Below are 19,073 nucleotides of genomic sequence, written 5' to 3' on the forward strand. Positions count from 1 at the left end.
AAATTTTTTACATTTTATATATTGCGTGTAAAAAAATATTCATTTATGAAAAAAATATTATTTTCTGGATTTGTTATAGTCTTATCTAGCTTGGGCTTAAGTATCCTTGTATATAAGAAATGTTTTAATCAACAAAAACCTTTTATAGGTAACTCAAATTACTCAACTACTGTAGATAAAGTAATCCCAAATCCAACCTTTAATGCGATAAGATCAACAGCACTATATCCTGATTTTACTAAAGTAACAACTAGAGGAGTTGATGCGGTGGTTAACATAAAGAATTATTCAAACAAGATACGCCCACGAGAGTATATCAATCCCTTTGACTTTTTTTTTAATTTTCCAAAGAGATTTCGGAGAAGAGTAAGATCTATAAATAATCATAAAAATATAATGTCTATTGTGCATGGTTCAGGAGTTATCATTTCTCCTAGAGGATATATAGTGACTAATTATCATGTGATAGATAGATCTAAGAAGATAGAGATTAAACTTAATAATCAAAAAATTTATGAAGCTAAAATCATTGGGAAAGATATAAATAGTGATATAGCGCTTCTTAAGATTGAAGCTGAAAACCTTCCTTATTTAAATTTTGCTAACTCTGATGAAATACAAATAGGTGAATGGGTCCTAGCTATAGGTAATCCTTTTAGTCTTAATTCTACGGTAACAGCAGGTATTGTGAGTGCTAAAGGACGAAATCTTGATATTTTTAAATCTAATTCTCCGATAGAGTCTTTCATACAAACTGATGCAGTTATCAATCCAGGGAATAGCGGAGGAGCTCTAATAAATATTAATGGAGATCTTATCGGGATGAATACAGCTATTGCGTCTAAAACAGGTAGTTATATAGGTTATGGCTTTGCTATCCCTTCTAACATAATTAGGAAAGTAATCCAAGATATGAAAGAATTTGGAGTAGTACAACGTGCCTTCATCGGGATAAAAGTATTAGATTTATCTGATGAAGACAAACGTAATATTTATTTTAAAATGAGAAAAATAAATATTATGAGTAATACAGGTATAATGGTTATACATGTGTTAAAAAATAGTAGTGCGATCGAATCAGGTCTTAAAAAAGGAGATATTATTAATCGTATAGATAAAAATACTATTAAAAGCTATGCTGATCTCTCTGCTATCATAGGAAGGAAAAGACCTGGTGATAAGATTAATTTATACATTTTAAGAAATAATCGAGAAATTAGTTTAATTATAACTCTTAAAAATGAAAAAGGGAATATAAAACACAGTACACTAGAGCAAATAAGTTCTTCTGAATTATTAGGTGCAAAGTTCTCTCCATTAGAGGGTTTGGGTAAATATAAACTTGGCATTAACTATGGCATAAGAGTAATTGAGATAAGTCCTGGTTATCTACATAATATAGGCTTAAAAAAAAATGATGTTATTTTATCGATTAATCATAAGAAAGTAAGAAAAGTCTCTGATATAGATAATATCCTAAAAGGACATATAAGAGATATAACTATAAAATGGATTAACTCTTATAGGGCTATATGTGTAAAAAGATTTAGGATAAATTGATTTTGTAGTTAATATTTTTTTTTTCTCATACAATTTTAGTACTAGTATAATTTCTAATTACTTAGAATAAGTAAAGTTCTCTGTTTTTAGAAAGCAACCCGATTATCTATATATGATTGTATATAATTAAAATTATAATATAAGACTTAAAGAAAATATTTTTTATTAAATAATTCTATATGGACTATTTATTAGTTAGTAATAACTCGTTTTTTTGATAAAAAAAATAAATATAAAATTTATACTAAATATTAATATTTGCTGCGTATAATATAGAAAAAGCATGTTATTATTCCGAATAATATATTTGGTAACCATACTGCTAATAAAGACCATATATAATATTTAGAAGAAAAACTTTTATATACTTCCATAGAAAAAATATATATAAAGGAAATTACCATGTCTAAAGTTAGATTAATTCCTATACCACCATAACGTTTTTCTGATAAAAGAGAAAAGGCTAGAAGAGTTAAAATAAAAATGGGAAAAGGTAAGATAGTACGTTGATAGTATTCGTTAAGGAATATATTAGTATAAAGAGTACCTTTTCTTTTTTCATTTTTATTTTAACTCTTCTTAGTTCAAGAGTATTCATAACTTCAGCTGTATATTCTTCAGGTAAAAGTTGTTTAGGAGTTAAAGGAAGCTTAATTTTAAATTCCTGGCCTGTTTTAAAACTATCTTTAGGATTTTTTATATAACATTCTATATAGTTATATAGATAGTATATTTTTTTAATCGGATCCCCTTTCAGCTGAAAGGATGTATAAAAGTTTTTTATCCTTAAATTTTTGATAAACAAATTCGCCACTACTCTGCGTTTTTTTAGAAAAATTATCAATAAATACATATTCTCCCTCAGCTATATAAGCATTTACCCTACGGTAACGTTCATAATTGACTTTATGTTGTACACTGAGAAGGTATCAGTATTAAAAATCATTTTTTATGCTATTGGTAATAGGTAAGATAAAATGGTTTAATAAAAAAGAAATTAATGAGATAAAAAATGTACTTAATAGATAAGGACGTAGTCAGTCTATAAAAACTTATACCTACAGCAGTGATAGCTATAAGTTCGGTATTATTAGCTAATCTAGAAGTGAAAAATATAATAGATATAAAGACACCTATTGGCATAAAAATATTTCCTAGCCGCCCATACCGGATAATAGTAAAGTAAAGCTTCTCTAACTGATCCATGATGTGCTTCAAGACGGTGTAATCTTTAAGAAAGATCAATAACCACGGAAATTAAAAGTGGAAATAAAGTAATAAATAAGAATGTGCCTAAAAAATTTCGAATGATATATCGATCCAAAATTTTCATAAACGTATTTGATAACTCAATAAAAACTTAAACATTTCAAATTAAATAACTATATATGATGATAGAGAGTTATTTAATAATCTTTTTTTTTATACAGTTCGAAATTAAAAAATTATTCATATAAGTACTAAATTCCTATATATTCATGAATAAAAAAGTGATTGATAACTATCTAAATATATAATTTGTAAAAAATATCTTATTAACTAATTTTTATGTATATGGAGAATCCTAAATATATATAATCCTATTTCGATGTCTATTAAAATTAAAAAGATCATGGTTTGTATAACTATCCATTTTCGCCTGACTTTATAAGAAAAAATTGTAAGTAATTATTTACAATGAATCTTAAATCTTCTATAAGATTATTAACAAATATCTTTATTAAGAAATAATTAGCTTTTATTGACTTAAAAAATTAAATTCCCTATTTACTACTATAAAAGTTATAGTTTAATATAAAATATTTATAAAAAACTTAATTCTAATAATATAATTATATCAATAATACTAATAAAGTATTTTTTATTTATTGATCGTAAAAAAAAATTATCAATTTTGCTAAAAGTAAATTTTAAATATTCATATTTTAAGTCAAACTTATTATTAAAGTAGGAAACGTAATCCCTCAAAGAGAGTAAAAATTAGCTTGTCTTCTAGCAATAAATTATAAAATATAATGGGGAAAAATAATATAAATCTGTGCTATTCTATAAAATAGATAAAATCTTATCATAAGATATTTTTTTTAACTCAACTCGCAGTATTAGAAATAGCATAAAATGCTGATTTTAAATTAAATAGGCCATCTATGCACATATATAATAACAAAATAGGAGTACCTTTATTAGATATAATGTTCAGATATAAAGAACTTAAAAAGTTATTGAAAATCGTAATTTCTTATCAACATTTAATTTAAAAAAAGGAGATTCTTATTCAAGAGTTATATGAACAGATAGATAAAAAAAAAACTCCGACTTTATAGGGGGGTAATTATTATTCCTTTTATATTATATTTAATTATAAAATATCTAAAATAAATTCTATGTACGGAAAAATTGGCCACTATTTATTTTACTGTCTTTTTTTGTATAATCATAAAATATAACTAAGAAAACTTTACCTGATATTAAAATAAAAATATTGACTCTTCTTTATAGGCGCCTCCTATTAGGCCGCTATTTATTTCACAGTATTATCGGAATTAGATCAGGCTTATAATAAAACATACTGTAAAATCACTTTAAAAGGACTTTTAGAGATTAGTAGTCCTTATGTTATTACTTATATATAAGAAAAATTACAATCACTCCTATAGTAGATTTTTGAGATAACCTAAAAAATGGGGGGGGCGAATATGATATTCAAAAGTCTACATATAAGGGGAAAAATTAGAATACTATATTATTATAATAGTATCACTCTATTTGTTTTAGTTTTATGCACTTAATATTATAGATACAGATAGTAGATGCGCACTTTTACGAATTATATTATAAAGGATTTTTTTATCATTTTATCATCATTCATCTCACAAAGAAACATGGACTATCTTGCGAGAATTTCTTTAAACATAAAATTTAAAAATAAATGAAAATAGCTTTAATTGGATATGGTAAAATGGGTAAAACCATAGAAAAAATTGCTTTAGAAAGGAAGCATAAAATAATACTTAGGAGTGATAAAACTCCTGATTTTAAATCCCTAAAAGGGGCTCAAATAGCTATAGAATTTAGTCATCCTAAATCCGCTTTTGAAAATGTTAAGGTATGCATAGAAAATACTATCCCCGTAGTTTGCGGTACTACTGGTTGGCTTGGAAAACGCGATGTCATATATCAACTATGCAAAGAAAAAAAAGGCACTCTTTTATATTCTTCTAACTTCAGCATAGGGGTTAATATTTTTTTTGAAATTAATAGAAAACTCGCAAAATTAATGTTGCCTTACAAAGATTATAAAACTATAATTCGAGAAATTCATCATATTGAAAAAAAAGATGCTCCTAGTGGAACAGCTATTACTTTAGCTGAAATTCTTATAAAACAAGGAATTGCTAAAAAGTGGGTTCTGGGACATGAAAAAAAAGAAGATGAACAGCTACCAATTATCTCAGAGCGTCTTGATAAAATACCAGGTACACATATTGTATTATATCATTCATATATAGACGAAATAAGTTTACATCACAAGGCTCATACTCGAGAAGGTTTTGCTCTAGGGGCCGTTATAGCAGCTGAGTGGCTGATTGGGAAAAAAGGAATATTTTCTATGAAAGATGTTTTAAATATTGGTGTATAACCTTTTATAAAAAAAATAAGATAGATATGAAGTATATTTTTGTTTTTGCTATTCTACAAATAATACATTTTTTAGGAACCTGGAGACTTTATAAAAAAGCCGGACGAAAATCATGGGAAGCAGCAATACCTGTATATAGTCTGGTCACTATTCTTAAAATTATTAAAAGACCACTATGGTGGGTCCTATTGTTTTTCATCCCTATTATTTGTGTGGTTCTTTATTTTGTATTGTGGGTAGATTTCATACGATGTTTTGGAAAGCGAAATAATAAGGATACATTATTAGTAATTATAACGTTGGGTTTTTACATATATTATATAAATTACCTCCGCAAAATACACTTCACGGGTATAGAAAATAGGAAGGAAACTACTTTATCTTCTCTCTTATTTGCAGTGGTTTTAGCTTCTTTTATACATACTTATTTTATACAACCTTTTGTTATACCTACCTCTTCTATGGAGAAAACTTTATTAGTAGGCGATTTTATGTTTGTGAGTAAGCTTCACTATGGTCTTCGGATACCTATGACTCCTATAGGATTGCCTTTTATGCATAATACTATTCCTATTATATCAATACGTTCATATATCGATAATATACGTTTACCTTATATAAGACTTCCGGCATTCACTCCAATTAGTCGAGGGGATATAGTAGTATTTAATTTTCCTATCGATCCTCAAAAAGCACCGGATCGTAAAGATCATTATATTAAAAGGTGTATAGCGCTTCCAGGAGATACTTTAGAGATCCAATCAGGTGAAGTTAAAATTAATAAAAAATTTGATATACTACCTAAAAATACTGAAAAACAATACGCTTATATAGTACAAACGAAGGAAATGCCGTTAAGTGAAGATTTTTTAATAAATCATATGGGTATTAAAGATTTTAAGATGATTGAAGAAAATGGTAGTGGAGGGGCTATTTATGAAATTATGCTCACCGATGAAAATGCTAAAATCTTAAAGAGGATGCATAATGTAAGTTCTATAGAAAAATACCTCTTTTCAAGAGAAATTATAGAAACAGATATTTTCCCTAAAAATTCATTTTGGAATCGTGATTTCTATGGACCACTATATATCCCTAAAAAAGGGGATATTATAAAACTATCACAAAAGAATATATCTCAATATCGAGATATTATCACTCGTTATGAAGGACACATTTTAGAAGGTCTAAAAGATAAATTCTTTATAGATAACCAGCTGGTACAAAAATATACTATAGGACAGAATTATTATTTTATGATGGGAGATAATCGACATAATTCATTAGATTCTCGTTATTGGGGGTTTGTTCCAGAGGATCATATCGTAGGAAAACCCGTTTTCACTTGGCTTAGTATCGACTGGGATAGAGATCAACCTCTTAATTTATTCAAATGGAAGTTAAGATTAGAACGGATTATGACATTTACAAATCAAAATACTCATATGAAAACTTCTTATCTATCTTATGGTTTACTTATACTAGTACTTTACTTTACATATTCTTTTTTAAGATATAAAAAAAAAGAAAAACTATAAAATTCTTTAGAAATGATACTTCCCTATAAAAGGGAAGGATCTATCATTCGATAGATCCTTCCCTTTTATAGAACTAAGATATGCTTATTCTAACTATATACCAACCAATAATTCTCTTAAATATGAGAAAAATAAGGAACTTAAAATAATAATACTAAATAAAATTCTTTTAAAAACCATAAGCTAGACCTATATTAAGTGTCCAACTTTTACTTAAAAAATTACCAATATCATCAAATTTGACATTATTAGCGTTTATTAATCTTATAGCACATCTTGCAGAGATACCTAGATTAGAAATATTAAAAAATTGACCTATATCATAGGTTCCTCCTATAGCTATATTAAAATCAATTTTATCTGTTTTTATTTTCCCATCAGAAGTTTTCCCATCAGAAGTTTTCTCATCAGAAGTTTTCCCATCAGAAGTTTTCTCATCAGAAGTTTTCCCATCAGAAGTTTTCCCATCAGAAGTTTTCTCATCAGAAGTTTTCTCCTTATTAAATCTTCTAAGATTAAATCCTATTTGAGGACCAAGTTCAAGAACAAAGCTATCTTCTAAACGGTATCTAAATATAAGAGGAATATCGAAATAAATATCATTCAAGATATCTTTAATAGATTTATTATCGATTTCATGAATATAAAACGAAACCTCAGGTTGTACAGAAATATCATCATCTAAATTATACCTTGTATAAGCACCTAAAAAAAAATCTGATGAATAAGGTTTATTTAAAGTCTTAGGACTATTGGCTGATCCACCATATTTAACCTCAGATTCCTTAGAAATAGCCTCCTTAATACTATTATCCTTAGTATTAGGATCCTTATAAATATAATATTTAGAAAGCATAAATCCTGTTTTTACACCAAAATTAATATGTTTAAATATTTCCCGAGAAGAGGATATAGTCCTCTCTATTTTTTGATTTATAATTTTATTCTTAGATGATCTAATCTGATCATTAGATGATATAATGCTAGCATCATCATCAGATAATGTAACCCGATCGTCAGACGATGTAATCTGAGCCCTACGAGCCGCCCTAGATGATATAATCTGAGCCTCAGATGATAAAAGAATACCTATAGCTAAAGCCATAGTCATAAATAATTTATTCATATTAATAAGTTTTTTCTCAAAAGTAAACAAATCTAATGTTATAATAAAAATCTTCTATAATAAATATATTAATATCAATACTTTTTTGTTTGTATAAAAACAATTAAACCATAATTTAATAACTAAGTCCCTTATCCTTAAGGAACTTTAAGATAATCCATATCTTAAATTAAGAATAGAATATTTTAAAAAAAATATGTAAGAGAAATGAAATCGGGTTGACCAATAATTATTGGATATTGGGTAGGAAAATTCAGTTTAGCCTTTATTTTAATAGAACGCACTTTATAAAAAATATAAAGAATATTAATTATATTTAAAGTATTATTAGAGATAAATATTCTTAAATCATAAATCAAAACGATTATTTATTAATAAATCCCTAAAAATAAAAACTCTAAGATAAAATTCTTGATTAGAAGCAAAGGTGACTAAACTATTAAATTAATTTGCTATATTTATAATCTACTACAAGATAGTAACGCACTCCTAATTTAAATTCTCTATAAGAGATTTTCCCCGATTTAACACTAATTATATTAATATTAGCCATATCATTAATTATTAGTAACTATTACTTTAAATCTATATATTTTTATTTTATGTTTATCTCTAAATAAGAGATAGTTTATTTAATTTCTATGAAAAAAAATCAAGAAGTATTTATGAAACGAGCCTTATTTTTAGCTAAAAAAGGAATAAGCACTACGCGCCCTAATCCTATGGTGGGATGTGTAATAGAAAAAGATGGGAAAATTATTGGAGAAGGGTGGCACTATGAAAGCGGAGGACCGCATGCAGAAGTTATAGCAATAAACTCAGTGAAAAACCCTTTGAATTTTAGTACTTCTACTCTATATGTCACACTAGAACCCTGTTCACATCAAGGGAAAACTAGCCCATGTGCAGATCTTATCATCGAAAAAAAAATTCCAAGAGTGATTGTAGGCACTCAAGATCCTTATGAAAAAGTAAATACAACTGGTATCAAAAAACTTAGATCGGCCGGGATAGAGGTTATTGAAGGGGTACTTAAAAAGTATTGTCGCGCACTTAATCGGCGTTTTTTAATTTTCCATGAAAAAAAAAGGCCTTATATAATCTTAAAATGGGCACAAAGTCAGGATGGTTTTATAGATGCACCAACTCATAAAAAAAACGTGGAAGAAATTTTCTGGATCAGCAATATTTATTCACGTCAACTGACTCACATTTGGCGAACCCAAGAGGACGCCTTACTTATCGGGACACAAACAGCCCAAAATGACAATCCTAACTTAAATGTTCGAGAATGGTACGGGAAAAATCCATGGCGTATTTTACTAGATAAAAAACTTCGCTTACCTTATTCTTTAAATCTATATGATCAAAAACAGCCCACTATGGTTTTTACTGAAAAAACCCCTCCTAATGATAAAAATAAATTGAGATTTATACAAATTTCTTTTGATGAAAAATTTATTGAAACATTGTTAAAAAAAATATATTATAATAATATACAGTCACTTATAGTAGAAGGTGGTAAAAAAACTATAGAAAGTTTTGTTAAAAAAAAACTATGGGATGAAGCAAGAATATTTATCGCTAAAAAAAAATTAAAAAATGGATTATTAGCGCCCTTAGTGCAAGGGAAAATTAAGGAACGAAAAGATATCTACGATGATCAGCTTTTGATTATAGTCCCTAATGATGTAAAATAATAAAAAAAGATTTTCTTAAATGATCAATAAAAATAAAATCCATACACTACTCTTATTTTATCCAAAAAAAATAATAATTTAAATAGGTTAGCCCCTTGGTTTACAGAATTTATAAAAATTTGTTATTATTGTCATATTCTAGCTAGTTATATTCGGTAGAATATCGTTCAATTCAGATAATTAAATAATTACAATCTTAAAAAAGTAAACTTAATTATTAAGTACAATTTTATACAATCTTATATTTTTAAAAAATGTTCTCAACATTTATCATTTCATTTTCATATATTATAAAAATATAAATGGATCCTCATTGCAACGGGGATTATAACTTAATATCTGTCCCTTAGATATATTATATAAATGAGATGTATTGTTTTCTATTACTTTCTTTCCTCGCAGAGGAAAATAAGATATATATATTCTAAAATTCATCCTAAAAATAAATAAAATTTATATTATTACTTAATTTTCGTAAAAAACTAAAATTATTCAAATCTTTAAAAAGATTATCGGAATCGGGAAGCAAATAGACTCATACTCGATAAAATACCCAGTTTTAGACTGGTTATTTTTTTATATACAATAGCAATATCTATAAAATCATTATAGCCTTCTCTTATTACATTGCATAATGTAATCTTTATAAAAAGACCTAACAAATAAAGAGAAAGTATTCCAATAAATTGAAAATTATTAGGGTTAAAGTAAATAGTTTTTTTATATAAACCTCCTTAGGTCCTTTTTTTACTTTTATAAAGAGCTAACTGTATGTTATCCATACGCTTAGCCTCGAAATTATTAGGATCTCAATACACTAATAAAGGTATGAGGTAATCTTTAAGTTCTATAAAAAAAAACAGCTACAAAATTTTAATTATAAATTATATGAGTTAATATATAACTTTTGAAAAAAAAGTTGTAGTTAATAAAATTAATATAATAAAAATATAAACCTTTATTTTAAATAATGCTATGGAATTGACTAAGAAAACGTAAGTCATTTTCAAAATAAAAACGTATATCTCCGATTTTATAGAGTAACAGTGCAATTCTTTCTATACCCATGCCAAAGGCAAAACCTGAGTATTTATCGTCGTCAATACCTATATTTTGGAATACCTTTGGATCAACCATTCCACATCCCATAATTTCTAGCCATCCAGTGCCTTTAGTAATTCGTCGATCGGTTTCAGTTTCTAATCCCCAATATACATCTACCTCAGCACTAGGTTCAGTAAAAGGGAAATAAGAAGGCCTTAATCTAATTTGAGACTTTCCAAAAAGTTTAGTAGTAAAATATTGAATCGTTTGTTTTAAGTCTGCGAAAGATACTTGTGTATCCACATATAGACCTTCAATTTGATGAAACATGCAGTGAGAACGTGGTGAGATTACTTCATTTCGATATACTCTTCCAGGTGATAAAATACGAATAGGTGGTTGATGATTTTCCATATAACGAATTTGCACAGAAGAAGTATGTGTTCGAAGAAGCGTATCAGGATTTTTTTCGATAAAAAACGTATCTTGCATATCACGCGCTGGATGACAAGCAGATAAATTTAAGGCAGTAAAATTATGCCAATCATCTTCGATTTCAGGTCCGTGAACTGTTATAAATCCGATATGATGAAAAATTTTAGAAATACGATTTTTTATCATTGATATGGGATGTTGTGCTCCTAGACTATAGCAAATGCCAGGCTTAGTTAGATCTTCAAGTTTTTCACTATTTTTTATATGTTGTAAAAAATAAGTTTTAGCTTTTATAATTTTATTATGCGCATGATTCTTAAGATCATTTAATTTACTTCCTAATTGTTTTTTTTCCTCAACAGAAAATTTTTTAAGTTCTTTAAAAAGAGAAGTAATTTGTCCATTTTTACCTATGTATTTAGCCTTAAAAACTTCAATTTTTTCTTTATCATCAAATATAAACACATTAATATCTCTCTGTATTTCATGAATTTTTTGCTTCATTTTAAGCAATTTGACGTTGGATTTCTATTTTACGAAAGTTTTTATACAACAAACATTCCTGATCAAAAAAATGAATGATAGATTTTTTAATGAGAATAATTTGTTCACCTTCTTTTAGCGATGGGAGGGCATCGTAAACCTTATAATGAGGCCAACCTTGTTGATCTCTTCCTTCATAGAGATAATATCCCCAAGGTTCTAAAAGATGACATACAGCTATATGTATAATATGTAGTTTTTCATCCTTTTTATATTCAAGTCTTCCCTGACCTAGTACTTGTATTCCTATGAGGAACAGGATGCCTTCAAGAGTAATTAAATCTTTAGGTGAAAAGCGCTTACTCATATAATATAAAATTTCTTCCCATTTTTTTGCGTCTATTGATTTTTCTATCTCTTTCATAAGACAAAAATAAATTATAATTTTATTTATCTATTTATCTTAGTAAGTGTTTCTTTTTTTTTATTAAAAATAATAACTAAAACATTTTGAACTGGATAGACATTATCATTATAATCCCTATTATTTTAGGGATTTATCGCGGATACCGAATAGGTATTATTACCCAAATAACTTATTGTTTATCATGGATTTTAGGATTTTATGGTATGGATAAACTCGCTATATTTATTGCGCCTTTATTAAAAAAAACATCAGTAATAAATGGTCAATATAATTATCTGATTTCTTTGATTCTCTCATTCTTACTTATTTTTTGGTCTGTACATCTTTTAAAAATTCTTATCTCATATGTTATGAGTATTAGTTATACTTATTTTATCAATAGGTTTTTTGGAGCATTATTAGGTTTGATAAAATCCTTTTTATATATGGCGATAATTGTATTTTTATTCAGTAAGTTAAATAACTACATATCTTTGATATCCTCAGATTATTTAAACAATTCTATTCTTTTACAGAAAATATTTTCTTTCAATCATTTTTTATATGATAAGGTATCGGAGATCTTTTCAAAGATTGAAAATACTATGAATATACTAATATAGCTACTATAATAGTACTGTTTTTTATTATTGAGAATTTTGAAAGATATATCATATATAATGCTTTATAATACATAATAAATAACTCTACATATGGAAGTTATAGTCTTTTCTAAAGAAAGAAGTGTGTATTCCTTATTATAATGAATTATTGAGCAGGGCACTATATAAATAAAGGTTCTCTATCTTAAGAGAAAGCCTTATTGCCTTGCTACTATAGTAAGCTAATTAGATGATATTTTACTAGATTTTAATAAAAAAGTTAAAGTTCTATAATCTATAGAATAAGATTTATATCTTAATATATATCTAAAAAATTTTGTTTAGTTATCAGTTTAATTGAGCGATCATTTTTTAAGTGTAGTTTCTATTAAATTAAACTCTTTATAAACTCTATTATAGAGATGCAATATTTTTTCAAAAACTTCTAAAAGATCTTTAGATTTTAAAAGAATAGTAAATATCAAAGTACTGTTTTTAGAACCATATTTTTTATTCACTATGCCCATTATTTGGGAGTCTAATTGTTCATCTATATCATCTATAATTTTATTCTTAAGCGAATGTGTTTTATAAGTATAAAATTTTTTTGTTTCAAGAATGATTTTTATCGAATTCATATATTCGAGCATATTCTTTTTTAAACGCAAAATACTTATTTTTTGTTTATATTTTAATGGTTTATGACTATTAATAATATGATTTAAGGAGCGTTGTGAAATAATGTCTAAAGCATTGATTATTAATTGTACCTTTTCGTAAGTTCTAATATATATTTTTCCAGTGGAAGGTTCATTAGCTTTGGTTTTTTTAATAACCTTGACAATCGTATTTTGCATAGCAGTAAAATTATCTTGCAACTCTTCATATAATTTTCTTTCCTTTTGAAGCATTTTTAAATTCTCACTGCAAACTCCTTCTATAGATTTTTCATAAATATGCTCAGCATTTTCTATTATTATGTTCAAACGATCTGAAATCTTTCTTAAAGCTTTAAATAAGTTTAATTCATCTATATCTATCGTATGAGTTTCTTCTCTAACTTTTTTTAGTTCTATTTTTTTATGTTCTTTATTACTTTTATAAAAAGTAAATATTACTAATACTGTTGCGCTGAAGAGAGCCAACATTTTAAATTGGTAGATAAGAGGGGCAAGTATTCCTGCTACAATAAAGGCAATTACTCCAGTTAAGAGCCATCCACCAATAATTTTGAGAACTCCTGCTACTCGATATACAGCACTTTCTCTATCCCATGCTCTATCGGATAGAGAGGTGCCCATAGCTACCATAAAAGTAACAAAAGTAGTTGATAGGGGAAGTTTTTTTATAGTGGCTATTGCAATTATAACACTTGATATAGTAAGATTAGCAGAGGCTCGAACTAAATCAAAGGCTACGTTCTCATTTTGTTCTTTCTGTTTGAAATTCCGTCCGATTTTTACAAGTGTACGTTTAGGAAATAAACTGAAAAAAAAATTTCCTACTACTAAGAATACCCTTACGATAATTTGTGCTAGAGTGTTAGAAGAAAATTTTTCAGTACCTTCTTCTTGTCGACCTAGATTAATCTCAGTTTCAGTAACTGTACGTGCTTTTCTTGAAAACCATAAAGTCAATGTCATAATAATTCCTGCTACAAGTAGCATTATAGGTAAGCTCTGAATATTCCCATTTAAAACTTTCATACTAAAACTATCTGGATCAGGCTTCCCAGCATTTAACCAAATTTGATAAGATTCAAATCCTGCCATAGGAACACCCATAAAATTTACTAGATCGTTTCCAGCAAAAGCCATAGCGAGAGAGAAAGTTCCAAATAGCACAATAAATTTCAACATGTTGTAACCCAGGGAAAGAAAAAATTGAGAAATAAACAGCCAACTCATAAACAAAATGCTGATAAATATATAAAAGTGAGCGTCTATCCATTTTATAAAATTATCTATATAGATAGTAGTTCCCATAATAATATCTTTAGGATCCAGGCCTTTTAAGGCACTATGAACCCCTTCTATAATTAGAAAATAGGTCATACTGCTAAGTGCTATAGCTGACCAAAGACTCCCTACGTATTTAATTCTCTTTTTATAATTAAATCCGAACATCAATCGTATGAAATAATGAACTATCATTCCAGTGATAAATGAGATACCTATGGAAAGGAATATACTAGATATGATAGTAAAGGTTCGTTCAGCTTTAATATAATTTCCCAGATGATATAATGTATCCTGACTTAAGGGTGAGATAATTTTGATAAGCGCAATGCTTAGTGAACTTCCTAATAAAGAAAATACTAAAGAAACCGTAGTAGAAGTAGGTAATCCTAAAGTGTTGAATAAATCTAAAAGGACAACATCACAAATCATTACTGCTATAAAAATGCAAAATAAATCCGATAAATAAAACGCCCCAGGATTAAAGATCCCTTTGCGGGCTACTTCCATCATGCCGCTTGATAAAAAAGTCCCTATAATTATACCAGCACTTGCAAAAATCATTATAGTATTACGTGATGCTACTTTAGAACCTATAGCTGAATTAAGAAAATTTACCGCATCGTTACTTATCCCTACAATAATATCGAAAACAGCAAATACAAATATCATAACAAGAGCTACTGAAAAAAAATATTCCATTGATTCCTTAAATTTTTGACTACATAAAAGTACATTTAAATAATTTTCCTTTATAAGGGTTTTATATTATATAATGAGATAATATCTTCTCTCTCTAGAGAGAGCATAGAACTATATAGTTTATACATTTTATATCAAGACATAAAATAATTCTAATAGCACTTAATTCTTCTCATTATTAAATATTTTTTTTATAAATGAGTATCTCTATTTTCTTATAGAAGATTATCATTTTACTTTTAATTAAAAAGTTTCCTAAAAAAATATAGTTTTATAAGAAATATACGTGTAATACGACGTATCCCGACCTACCCAAAAAAAAATTGGGAGGAGAGATGGGGAGATGAAAAGATTAAAGAAAAAGAATAAGTATTATAATATTAAAACGATCTATCATACATGATAGATTATAGAAAGATTTTCAGTGGGCGATACTGGGTTCGAACCAGTGACCCCCTGCTTGTAAGGCAGGTGCTCTGAACCAACTGAGCTAATCGCCCTGTAAAAATGATGATTACAAATATAAAAGCTTTTTATCAACTAACAAAATCAAATAATATCAGCTACTACAAATGTACTCCCACCTACAAATATAAGATCCTGTTTATGGGCCTCCTTTTTAGCTTGAATAAGTGCTTCATTTGCATTATTAAAATAGTAAGCTTTATCATAGATATTCTGAGTTAAATTTTGTAACTCTTCTATAGTAAAAGCTCGATCTAAAGAAGGCTGGCAAAAATAATATATCGCATTCTTTGGAAAGAGAGATAATATCTTTTCTATTTCTTTATCACGAACAAATCCTAGTATCAATCGTAAATCCTTATAATAATACTGAGTGAGTTGTTCAACTACCTTACGAATCCCATCTTCATTATGAGCAATATCAGCTATAATAAGTGGCAAGTGCGATAGGTACTCCCATCGTCCTTTAATCATAGTGTTTTTAATAATTTTTCTAAATCCATTTGCTATATTTCTAGAAGAAATTTTCCAAAATTCTTTTCTTAAAATATCTATTGCTTTTAGAACAGTCTGTTGATTAAAATACTGATAATTTCCTTTTAAAGGAGTAAAATATAACTTTTCTGTCAAAGACTCTTCTACAAAATAAATAGGAGAATTTCTCTCTTTAGCAATTGTCTGAAAAACATCCCGTACTGTATCAATACATATACCCCCTATAACTACAGGAATTCCTTTTTTTATAATTCCTGCCTTCTCCAAGGCAATTTGTTCAAGAGTATTACCTAGCACTTCAGTGTGATCATAACTAACATTAGTAATAATAGAGAGATTGGGTAAAATAATATTTGTAGAGTCTAGACGACCTCCAAGTCCTGTTTCTATAACAGCAATATCTACTTTTCGTTTGCGAAAAGTATCAAAAGCCATAGCAGTAGTCATTTCAAAAAAAGAAAGTCCATATTCTTTGATAACCTTATTATGACGATTTATAAAATCACTAACAAACTTCTTAGAAACCATAAGACCATTACAACGAATACGTTCACGAAAATCCTTTAAATGAGGGGAAGAAAATAAGCCTACTCGATAGCGAGATTCTTGCAAAATAGAAGCTAGCATACAAGAGGTAGACCCTTTTCCATTAGTGCCCGATATATGGATGCTAGCAAAGTTATGTTGGGGATTACCTAGGTATTGGCAAAATTTTAAAATGCGACCTAATCCTGGCTTATAAGCAGATATTCCTTGTCTTTGATATGCAGGAAGATTACTTAAAATCCATTTAAGTGTTTGTATATAGTTCATAAGTATGAAGTTAAAATTAAAAAATAAGCACTTCACTCCCTCCTGTTATCCTCCTTTAATATTTTCATTAAAGGATTCTTTAATAAGAAGAAATAATTATATCAGTTAATTTTATTCACATTATCTTAACAACAGATTGCTATTCTATAGCATATTATGAAGATTATAATCTTTTAATTTTAGCACCTAACGCTTGTAAGCGTTCATCGATACGTTCATAACCTCTCTCTATCTGTTCTATATTATATATGGTGCTTTTACCCTGTGCTGAAAGCGCAGCAATAAGTAAGGCGATCCCTGCTCTTATATCAGGAGAACTAATATTTGATCCCTGTAAAGGAGAACTATGATTCATCCCTATAACTGTAGCACGATGTGGATCGCAAAGAATTATTTGCGCTCCCATCTCTATAAGTTTATCAACAAAAAATAAGCGACTTTCAAACATTTTCTGATGAATTAATATGCTTCCTTGAGCTTGAGTAGCTGTTACCAAAAGTACGCTAAGAAGGTCTGGACTCAGGCCAGGCCAAGGGGCATCAGAAAGTGTCAGTATAGAACCATCAATGAACTTTTGAATGCAATAGTGATCTTGAGAAGGGATATAAATATCATCCTGTTGACGATATAATGTTATGCCGAGTTTTTGGAAACTATTTGGGATTACTCCAATATTATTCCAGGTTACATTCTTTATTCTTATTTCAGAACGAGAAAGAGCTGCTAAAGCTATCCAACTACCGATTTCTATCATATCGGGTAATATTTTATGGGAGCATCCTCCTAAAACATTCACTCCCTTTATAATCAACAAGTTTGAGCCTATTCCTTCTATAAATGCTCCCATAGAAATAAGCATTTTACATAGCTGCTGAATATAAGGTTCACAAGCAGCATTATAGATAGTGGTTGTCCCCCTAGCTAATACGGCTGCCATCAAGACATTTGCTGTTGCAGTAATAGAGGCCTCTTCCAAAAGGATATACGCTCCCTTAAGATATTCTGCATGAAGTTTATAAGCATAATTCTTGGTACGCTCAAAACGAGCTCCTAATGCGATAAGACCTTGAAAATGAATATCTAATCGACGCCGTCCAATTTTATCGCCTCCTGGTTGGAAAATAAAAACTTTACCAAAACGAGCTAATAAAGGACCTGCTATCATAATAGATCCGCGAATCTCATGAGCTTTTTTTTGGAATTTTACTGTAGATAAATACTCAAGTTCAATATCTTGGGCTTGGAAAGTATAATCATTATGAGAATTCTTATAAATCTTAACTCCTAGATTTTCAAGAATACATATTAAATGTTTAACATCTTGAATTTTAGGTATATTTTTAATACGTACGGGTTCTGATGTTAAGAGTGTAGCACATAAAATTTGTAAGGTTTCGTTTTTAGATCCTTGCGGAATTACCTCCCCTTTGAGGCGGAAGCCTCCTTGAATTTCAAATATCCCCATTAGACCCAAAATATTTCTTTTTTTTATAAGGATTGTTCCTATTACGTCTTTTCCCATTTTGAATAATATCCTCGCTCTCAAGTAAAGAATCTGTCAAAGTCTCGACTACAATTTTTCCTGCCGACAATTTTCGTATATCTTCAAAAATTATGCTATCCTCTACTGTATCTTTATTCCACTTTATGTAGTTTTTTTTCATAGTGTTAGCAATAATGTATATCAGACCCTCCTTTTTATCGGGATCTGAACATTCTGCTGCTACGGTAATCATATCTCGTATAATTTTTCCATAATAACGAGCCTCAAGTAGATATTTAGGATAAGGAACGTTTTTAGGAAGACATTTAAACTGTTCAGGCTCAGGTTGAGGAAAAGGTGAATCTACTTTTAATTTAAATTGAGACATAATAAAGAGCTGATCCCATAGTTTATGCTGAAAATCAGGAACATCTCGAAGGTGGGGGTTTAAATCTCCCATAATTTTAATAATACTCCAAGCACAATGGTTGCGTTCATTTTTATCCTTTATCCTCGTTGCATACCAGATCATATTATGAATGTGTCGACCATATTCAGGGATCATCATCTTTGGACGATCAGTATTATATTCCATAAAATTTAAATGTGATCATTTTTTTTAT

At 28.3% G+C, this 19,073-nt stretch carries 15 protein-coding genes and 1 tRNA gene; 5 read left to right on the forward strand and 11 right to left on the reverse strand.

Features of this window, described 5'->3' with window-relative positions:
- The first annotated feature begins 45 nt into the window (after positions 1–45).
- Complete coding sequence (locus ACUBP5_RS02925; protein ID WP_482168157.1) at positions 46–1,560, forward strand: trypsin-like peptidase domain-containing protein; 1,515 nt, start codon at positions 46–48, stop codon at positions 1,558–1,560.
- A gap of 251 nt (positions 1,561–1,811) precedes the next feature.
- Here the strand turns inward: ACUBP5_RS02925 and ACUBP5_RS02930 are convergent, their stop codons facing one another.
- The 3 genes from ACUBP5_RS02930 to ACUBP5_RS02940 all read right to left on the reverse strand — a co-directional run bounded on the left by ACUBP5_RS02930 (position 1,812) and on the right by ACUBP5_RS02940 (position 2,766).
- Positions 1,812–2,090: an LptF/LptG family permease gene (locus tag ACUBP5_RS02930; RefSeq protein WP_482168614.1), complete on the reverse strand. Its 279-nt coding sequence runs from the start codon at positions 2,088–2,090 to the stop codon at positions 1,812–1,814.
- Positions 2,033–2,374: a hypothetical protein gene (locus ACUBP5_RS02935; protein WP_482168158.1), complete on the reverse strand. Its 342-nt coding sequence runs from the start codon at positions 2,372–2,374 to the stop codon at positions 2,033–2,035. Before ACUBP5_RS02935 ends, ACUBP5_RS02930 begins: the two co-directional genes overlap by 58 nt.
- A gap of 140 nt (positions 2,375–2,514) precedes the next feature.
- A complete protein-coding gene (locus ACUBP5_RS02940; protein WP_482168615.1) occupies positions 2,515–2,766 on the reverse strand; it encodes an LptF/LptG family permease in 252 nt (83 codons plus the stop codon).
- Between the two features lie 1,723 nt (positions 2,767–4,489).
- Here ACUBP5_RS02940 and dapB point away from each other — a divergent pair.
- The gene (gene dapB / locus ACUBP5_RS02945) at positions 4,490–5,200 is read left to right on the forward strand and encodes a 4-hydroxy-tetrahydrodipicolinate reductase (protein ID WP_482168159.1); all 711 of its coding nucleotides are present in this window, start codon (positions 4,490–4,492) and stop codon (positions 5,198–5,200) included.
- A gap of 26 nt (positions 5,201–5,226) precedes the next feature.
- On the forward strand, positions 5,227–6,738 hold the full coding sequence (gene lepB / locus ACUBP5_RS02950; RefSeq protein ID WP_482168160.1) for a signal peptidase I: 1,512 nt from the start codon (positions 5,227–5,229) through the stop codon (positions 6,736–6,738).
- Positions 6,739–6,907: 169 nt separating this feature from the next.
- On the opposite strand, the gene ACUBP5_RS02955 is transcribed toward lepB, so the two are convergent.
- Entirely contained in the window at positions 6,908–7,864 is a 957-nt protein-coding gene (locus ACUBP5_RS02955) for an outer membrane beta-barrel protein (protein WP_482168161.1), read from the reverse strand.
- 665 nt (positions 7,865–8,529) lie between these two features.
- Here ACUBP5_RS02955 and ribD point away from each other — a divergent pair.
- The gene (ribD, locus tag ACUBP5_RS02960; RefSeq protein WP_482168162.1) at positions 8,530–9,564 is read left to right on the forward strand and encodes a bifunctional diaminohydroxyphosphoribosylaminopyrimidine deaminase/5-amino-6-(5-phosphoribosylamino)uracil reductase RibD; all 1,035 of its coding nucleotides are present in this window, start codon (positions 8,530–8,532) and stop codon (positions 9,562–9,564) included.
- Between the two features lie 963 nt (positions 9,565–10,527).
- On the opposite strand, the gene pheS is transcribed toward ribD, so the two are convergent.
- A complete protein-coding gene (gene pheS, locus ACUBP5_RS02965; RefSeq protein WP_482168163.1) occupies positions 10,528–11,547 on the reverse strand; it encodes a phenylalanine--tRNA ligase subunit alpha in 1,020 nt (339 codons plus the stop codon).
- Between the two features lies 1 nt (position 11,548).
- Positions 11,549–11,950, reverse strand: coding sequence for a hypothetical protein (locus ACUBP5_RS02970; protein WP_482168164.1), 402 nt, complete (start codon positions 11,948–11,950; stop codon positions 11,549–11,551).
- Positions 11,951–12,036: 86 nt separating this feature from the next.
- Between ACUBP5_RS02970 and ACUBP5_RS02975 the strand changes: the two genes are divergently transcribed.
- Positions 12,037–12,555, forward strand: a complete 519-nt coding sequence (locus tag ACUBP5_RS02975) for a CvpA family protein (protein WP_482168165.1) — start codon at positions 12,037–12,039, stop codon at positions 12,553–12,555.
- 344 nt (positions 12,556–12,899) lie between these two features.
- On the opposite strand, the gene ACUBP5_RS02980 is transcribed toward ACUBP5_RS02975, so the two are convergent.
- From ACUBP5_RS02980 to ACUBP5_RS03000, 5 genes are all read right to left on the reverse strand, one after another.
- Positions 12,900–15,194: an inorganic phosphate transporter gene (locus tag ACUBP5_RS02980; protein ID WP_482168166.1), complete on the reverse strand. Its 2,295-nt coding sequence runs from the start codon at positions 15,192–15,194 to the stop codon at positions 12,900–12,902.
- A 425-nt stretch (positions 15,195–15,619) separates the two neighbouring features.
- Positions 15,620–15,694, reverse strand: a tRNA-Val gene (locus ACUBP5_RS02985).
- Between the two features lie 49 nt (positions 15,695–15,743).
- Positions 15,744–16,967 (reverse strand): bifunctional folylpolyglutamate synthase/dihydrofolate synthase, encoded by a 1,224-nt coding sequence (locus tag ACUBP5_RS02990; protein WP_482168167.1) that lies wholly within the window; start codon positions 16,965–16,967, stop codon positions 15,744–15,746.
- A gap of 163 nt (positions 16,968–17,130) precedes the next feature.
- Positions 17,131–18,432: a UDP-N-acetylglucosamine 1-carboxyvinyltransferase gene (murA, locus tag ACUBP5_RS02995; RefSeq protein WP_482168168.1), complete on the reverse strand. Its 1,302-nt coding sequence runs from the start codon at positions 18,430–18,432 to the stop codon at positions 17,131–17,133.
- Positions 18,419–19,045, reverse strand: a complete 627-nt coding sequence (locus ACUBP5_RS03000; RefSeq protein WP_482168169.1) for a DUF4290 domain-containing protein — start codon at positions 19,043–19,045, stop codon at positions 18,419–18,421. The genes murA and ACUBP5_RS03000 overlap by 14 nt, the downstream gene beginning before the upstream one ends.
- Between the last annotated feature and the right edge of the window lie 28 nt (positions 19,046–19,073).

This window comes from Candidatus Insignibacter tubulum (assembly GCF_056790205.1).

Excerpts from the sequence above, each read along its gene's own strand:
- ACUBP5_RS02990 (WP_482168167.1), bottom strand. The coding sequence starts at position 16,967 with ATGAACTATATACAAACACTTAAATGGATTTTAAGTAATCTTCCTGCA.
- ACUBP5_RS02980 (WP_482168166.1), bottom strand. The coding sequence starts at position 15,194 with ATGGAATATTTTTTTTCAGTAGCTCTTGTTATGATATTTGTATTTGCT.
- ACUBP5_RS02940 (WP_482168615.1), bottom strand. The coding sequence starts at position 2,766 with ATGGATCAGTTAGAGAAGCTTTACTTTACTATTATCCGGTATGGGCGG.
- ACUBP5_RS03000 (WP_482168169.1), bottom strand. The coding sequence starts at position 19,045 with ATGGAATATAATACTGATCGTCCAAAGATGATGATCCCTGAATATGGT.
- ACUBP5_RS02955 (WP_482168161.1), bottom strand. The coding sequence starts at position 7,864 with ATGAATAAATTATTTATGACTATGGCTTTAGCTATAGGTATTCTTTTA.
- ACUBP5_RS02970 (WP_482168164.1), bottom strand. The coding sequence starts at position 11,950 with ATGAAAGAGATAGAAAAATCAATAGACGCAAAAAAATGGGAAGAAATT.
- dapB (WP_482168159.1), top strand. The coding sequence starts at position 4,490 with ATGAAAATAGCTTTAATTGGATATGGTAAAATGGGTAAAACCATAGAA.
- lepB (WP_482168160.1), top strand. The coding sequence starts at position 5,227 with ATGAAGTATATTTTTGTTTTTGCTATTCTACAAATAATACATTTTTTA.
- ribD (WP_482168162.1), top strand. The coding sequence starts at position 8,530 with ATGAAACGAGCCTTATTTTTAGCTAAAAAAGGAATAAGCACTACGCGC.
- murA (WP_482168168.1), bottom strand. The coding sequence starts at position 18,432 with ATGGGGATATTTGAAATTCAAGGAGGCTTCCGCCTCAAAGGGGAGGTA.
- pheS (WP_482168163.1), bottom strand. The coding sequence starts at position 11,547 with ATGAAGCAAAAAATTCATGAAATACAGAGAGATATTAATGTGTTTATA.
- ACUBP5_RS02925 (WP_482168157.1), top strand. The coding sequence starts at position 46 with ATGAAAAAAATATTATTTTCTGGATTTGTTATAGTCTTATCTAGCTTG.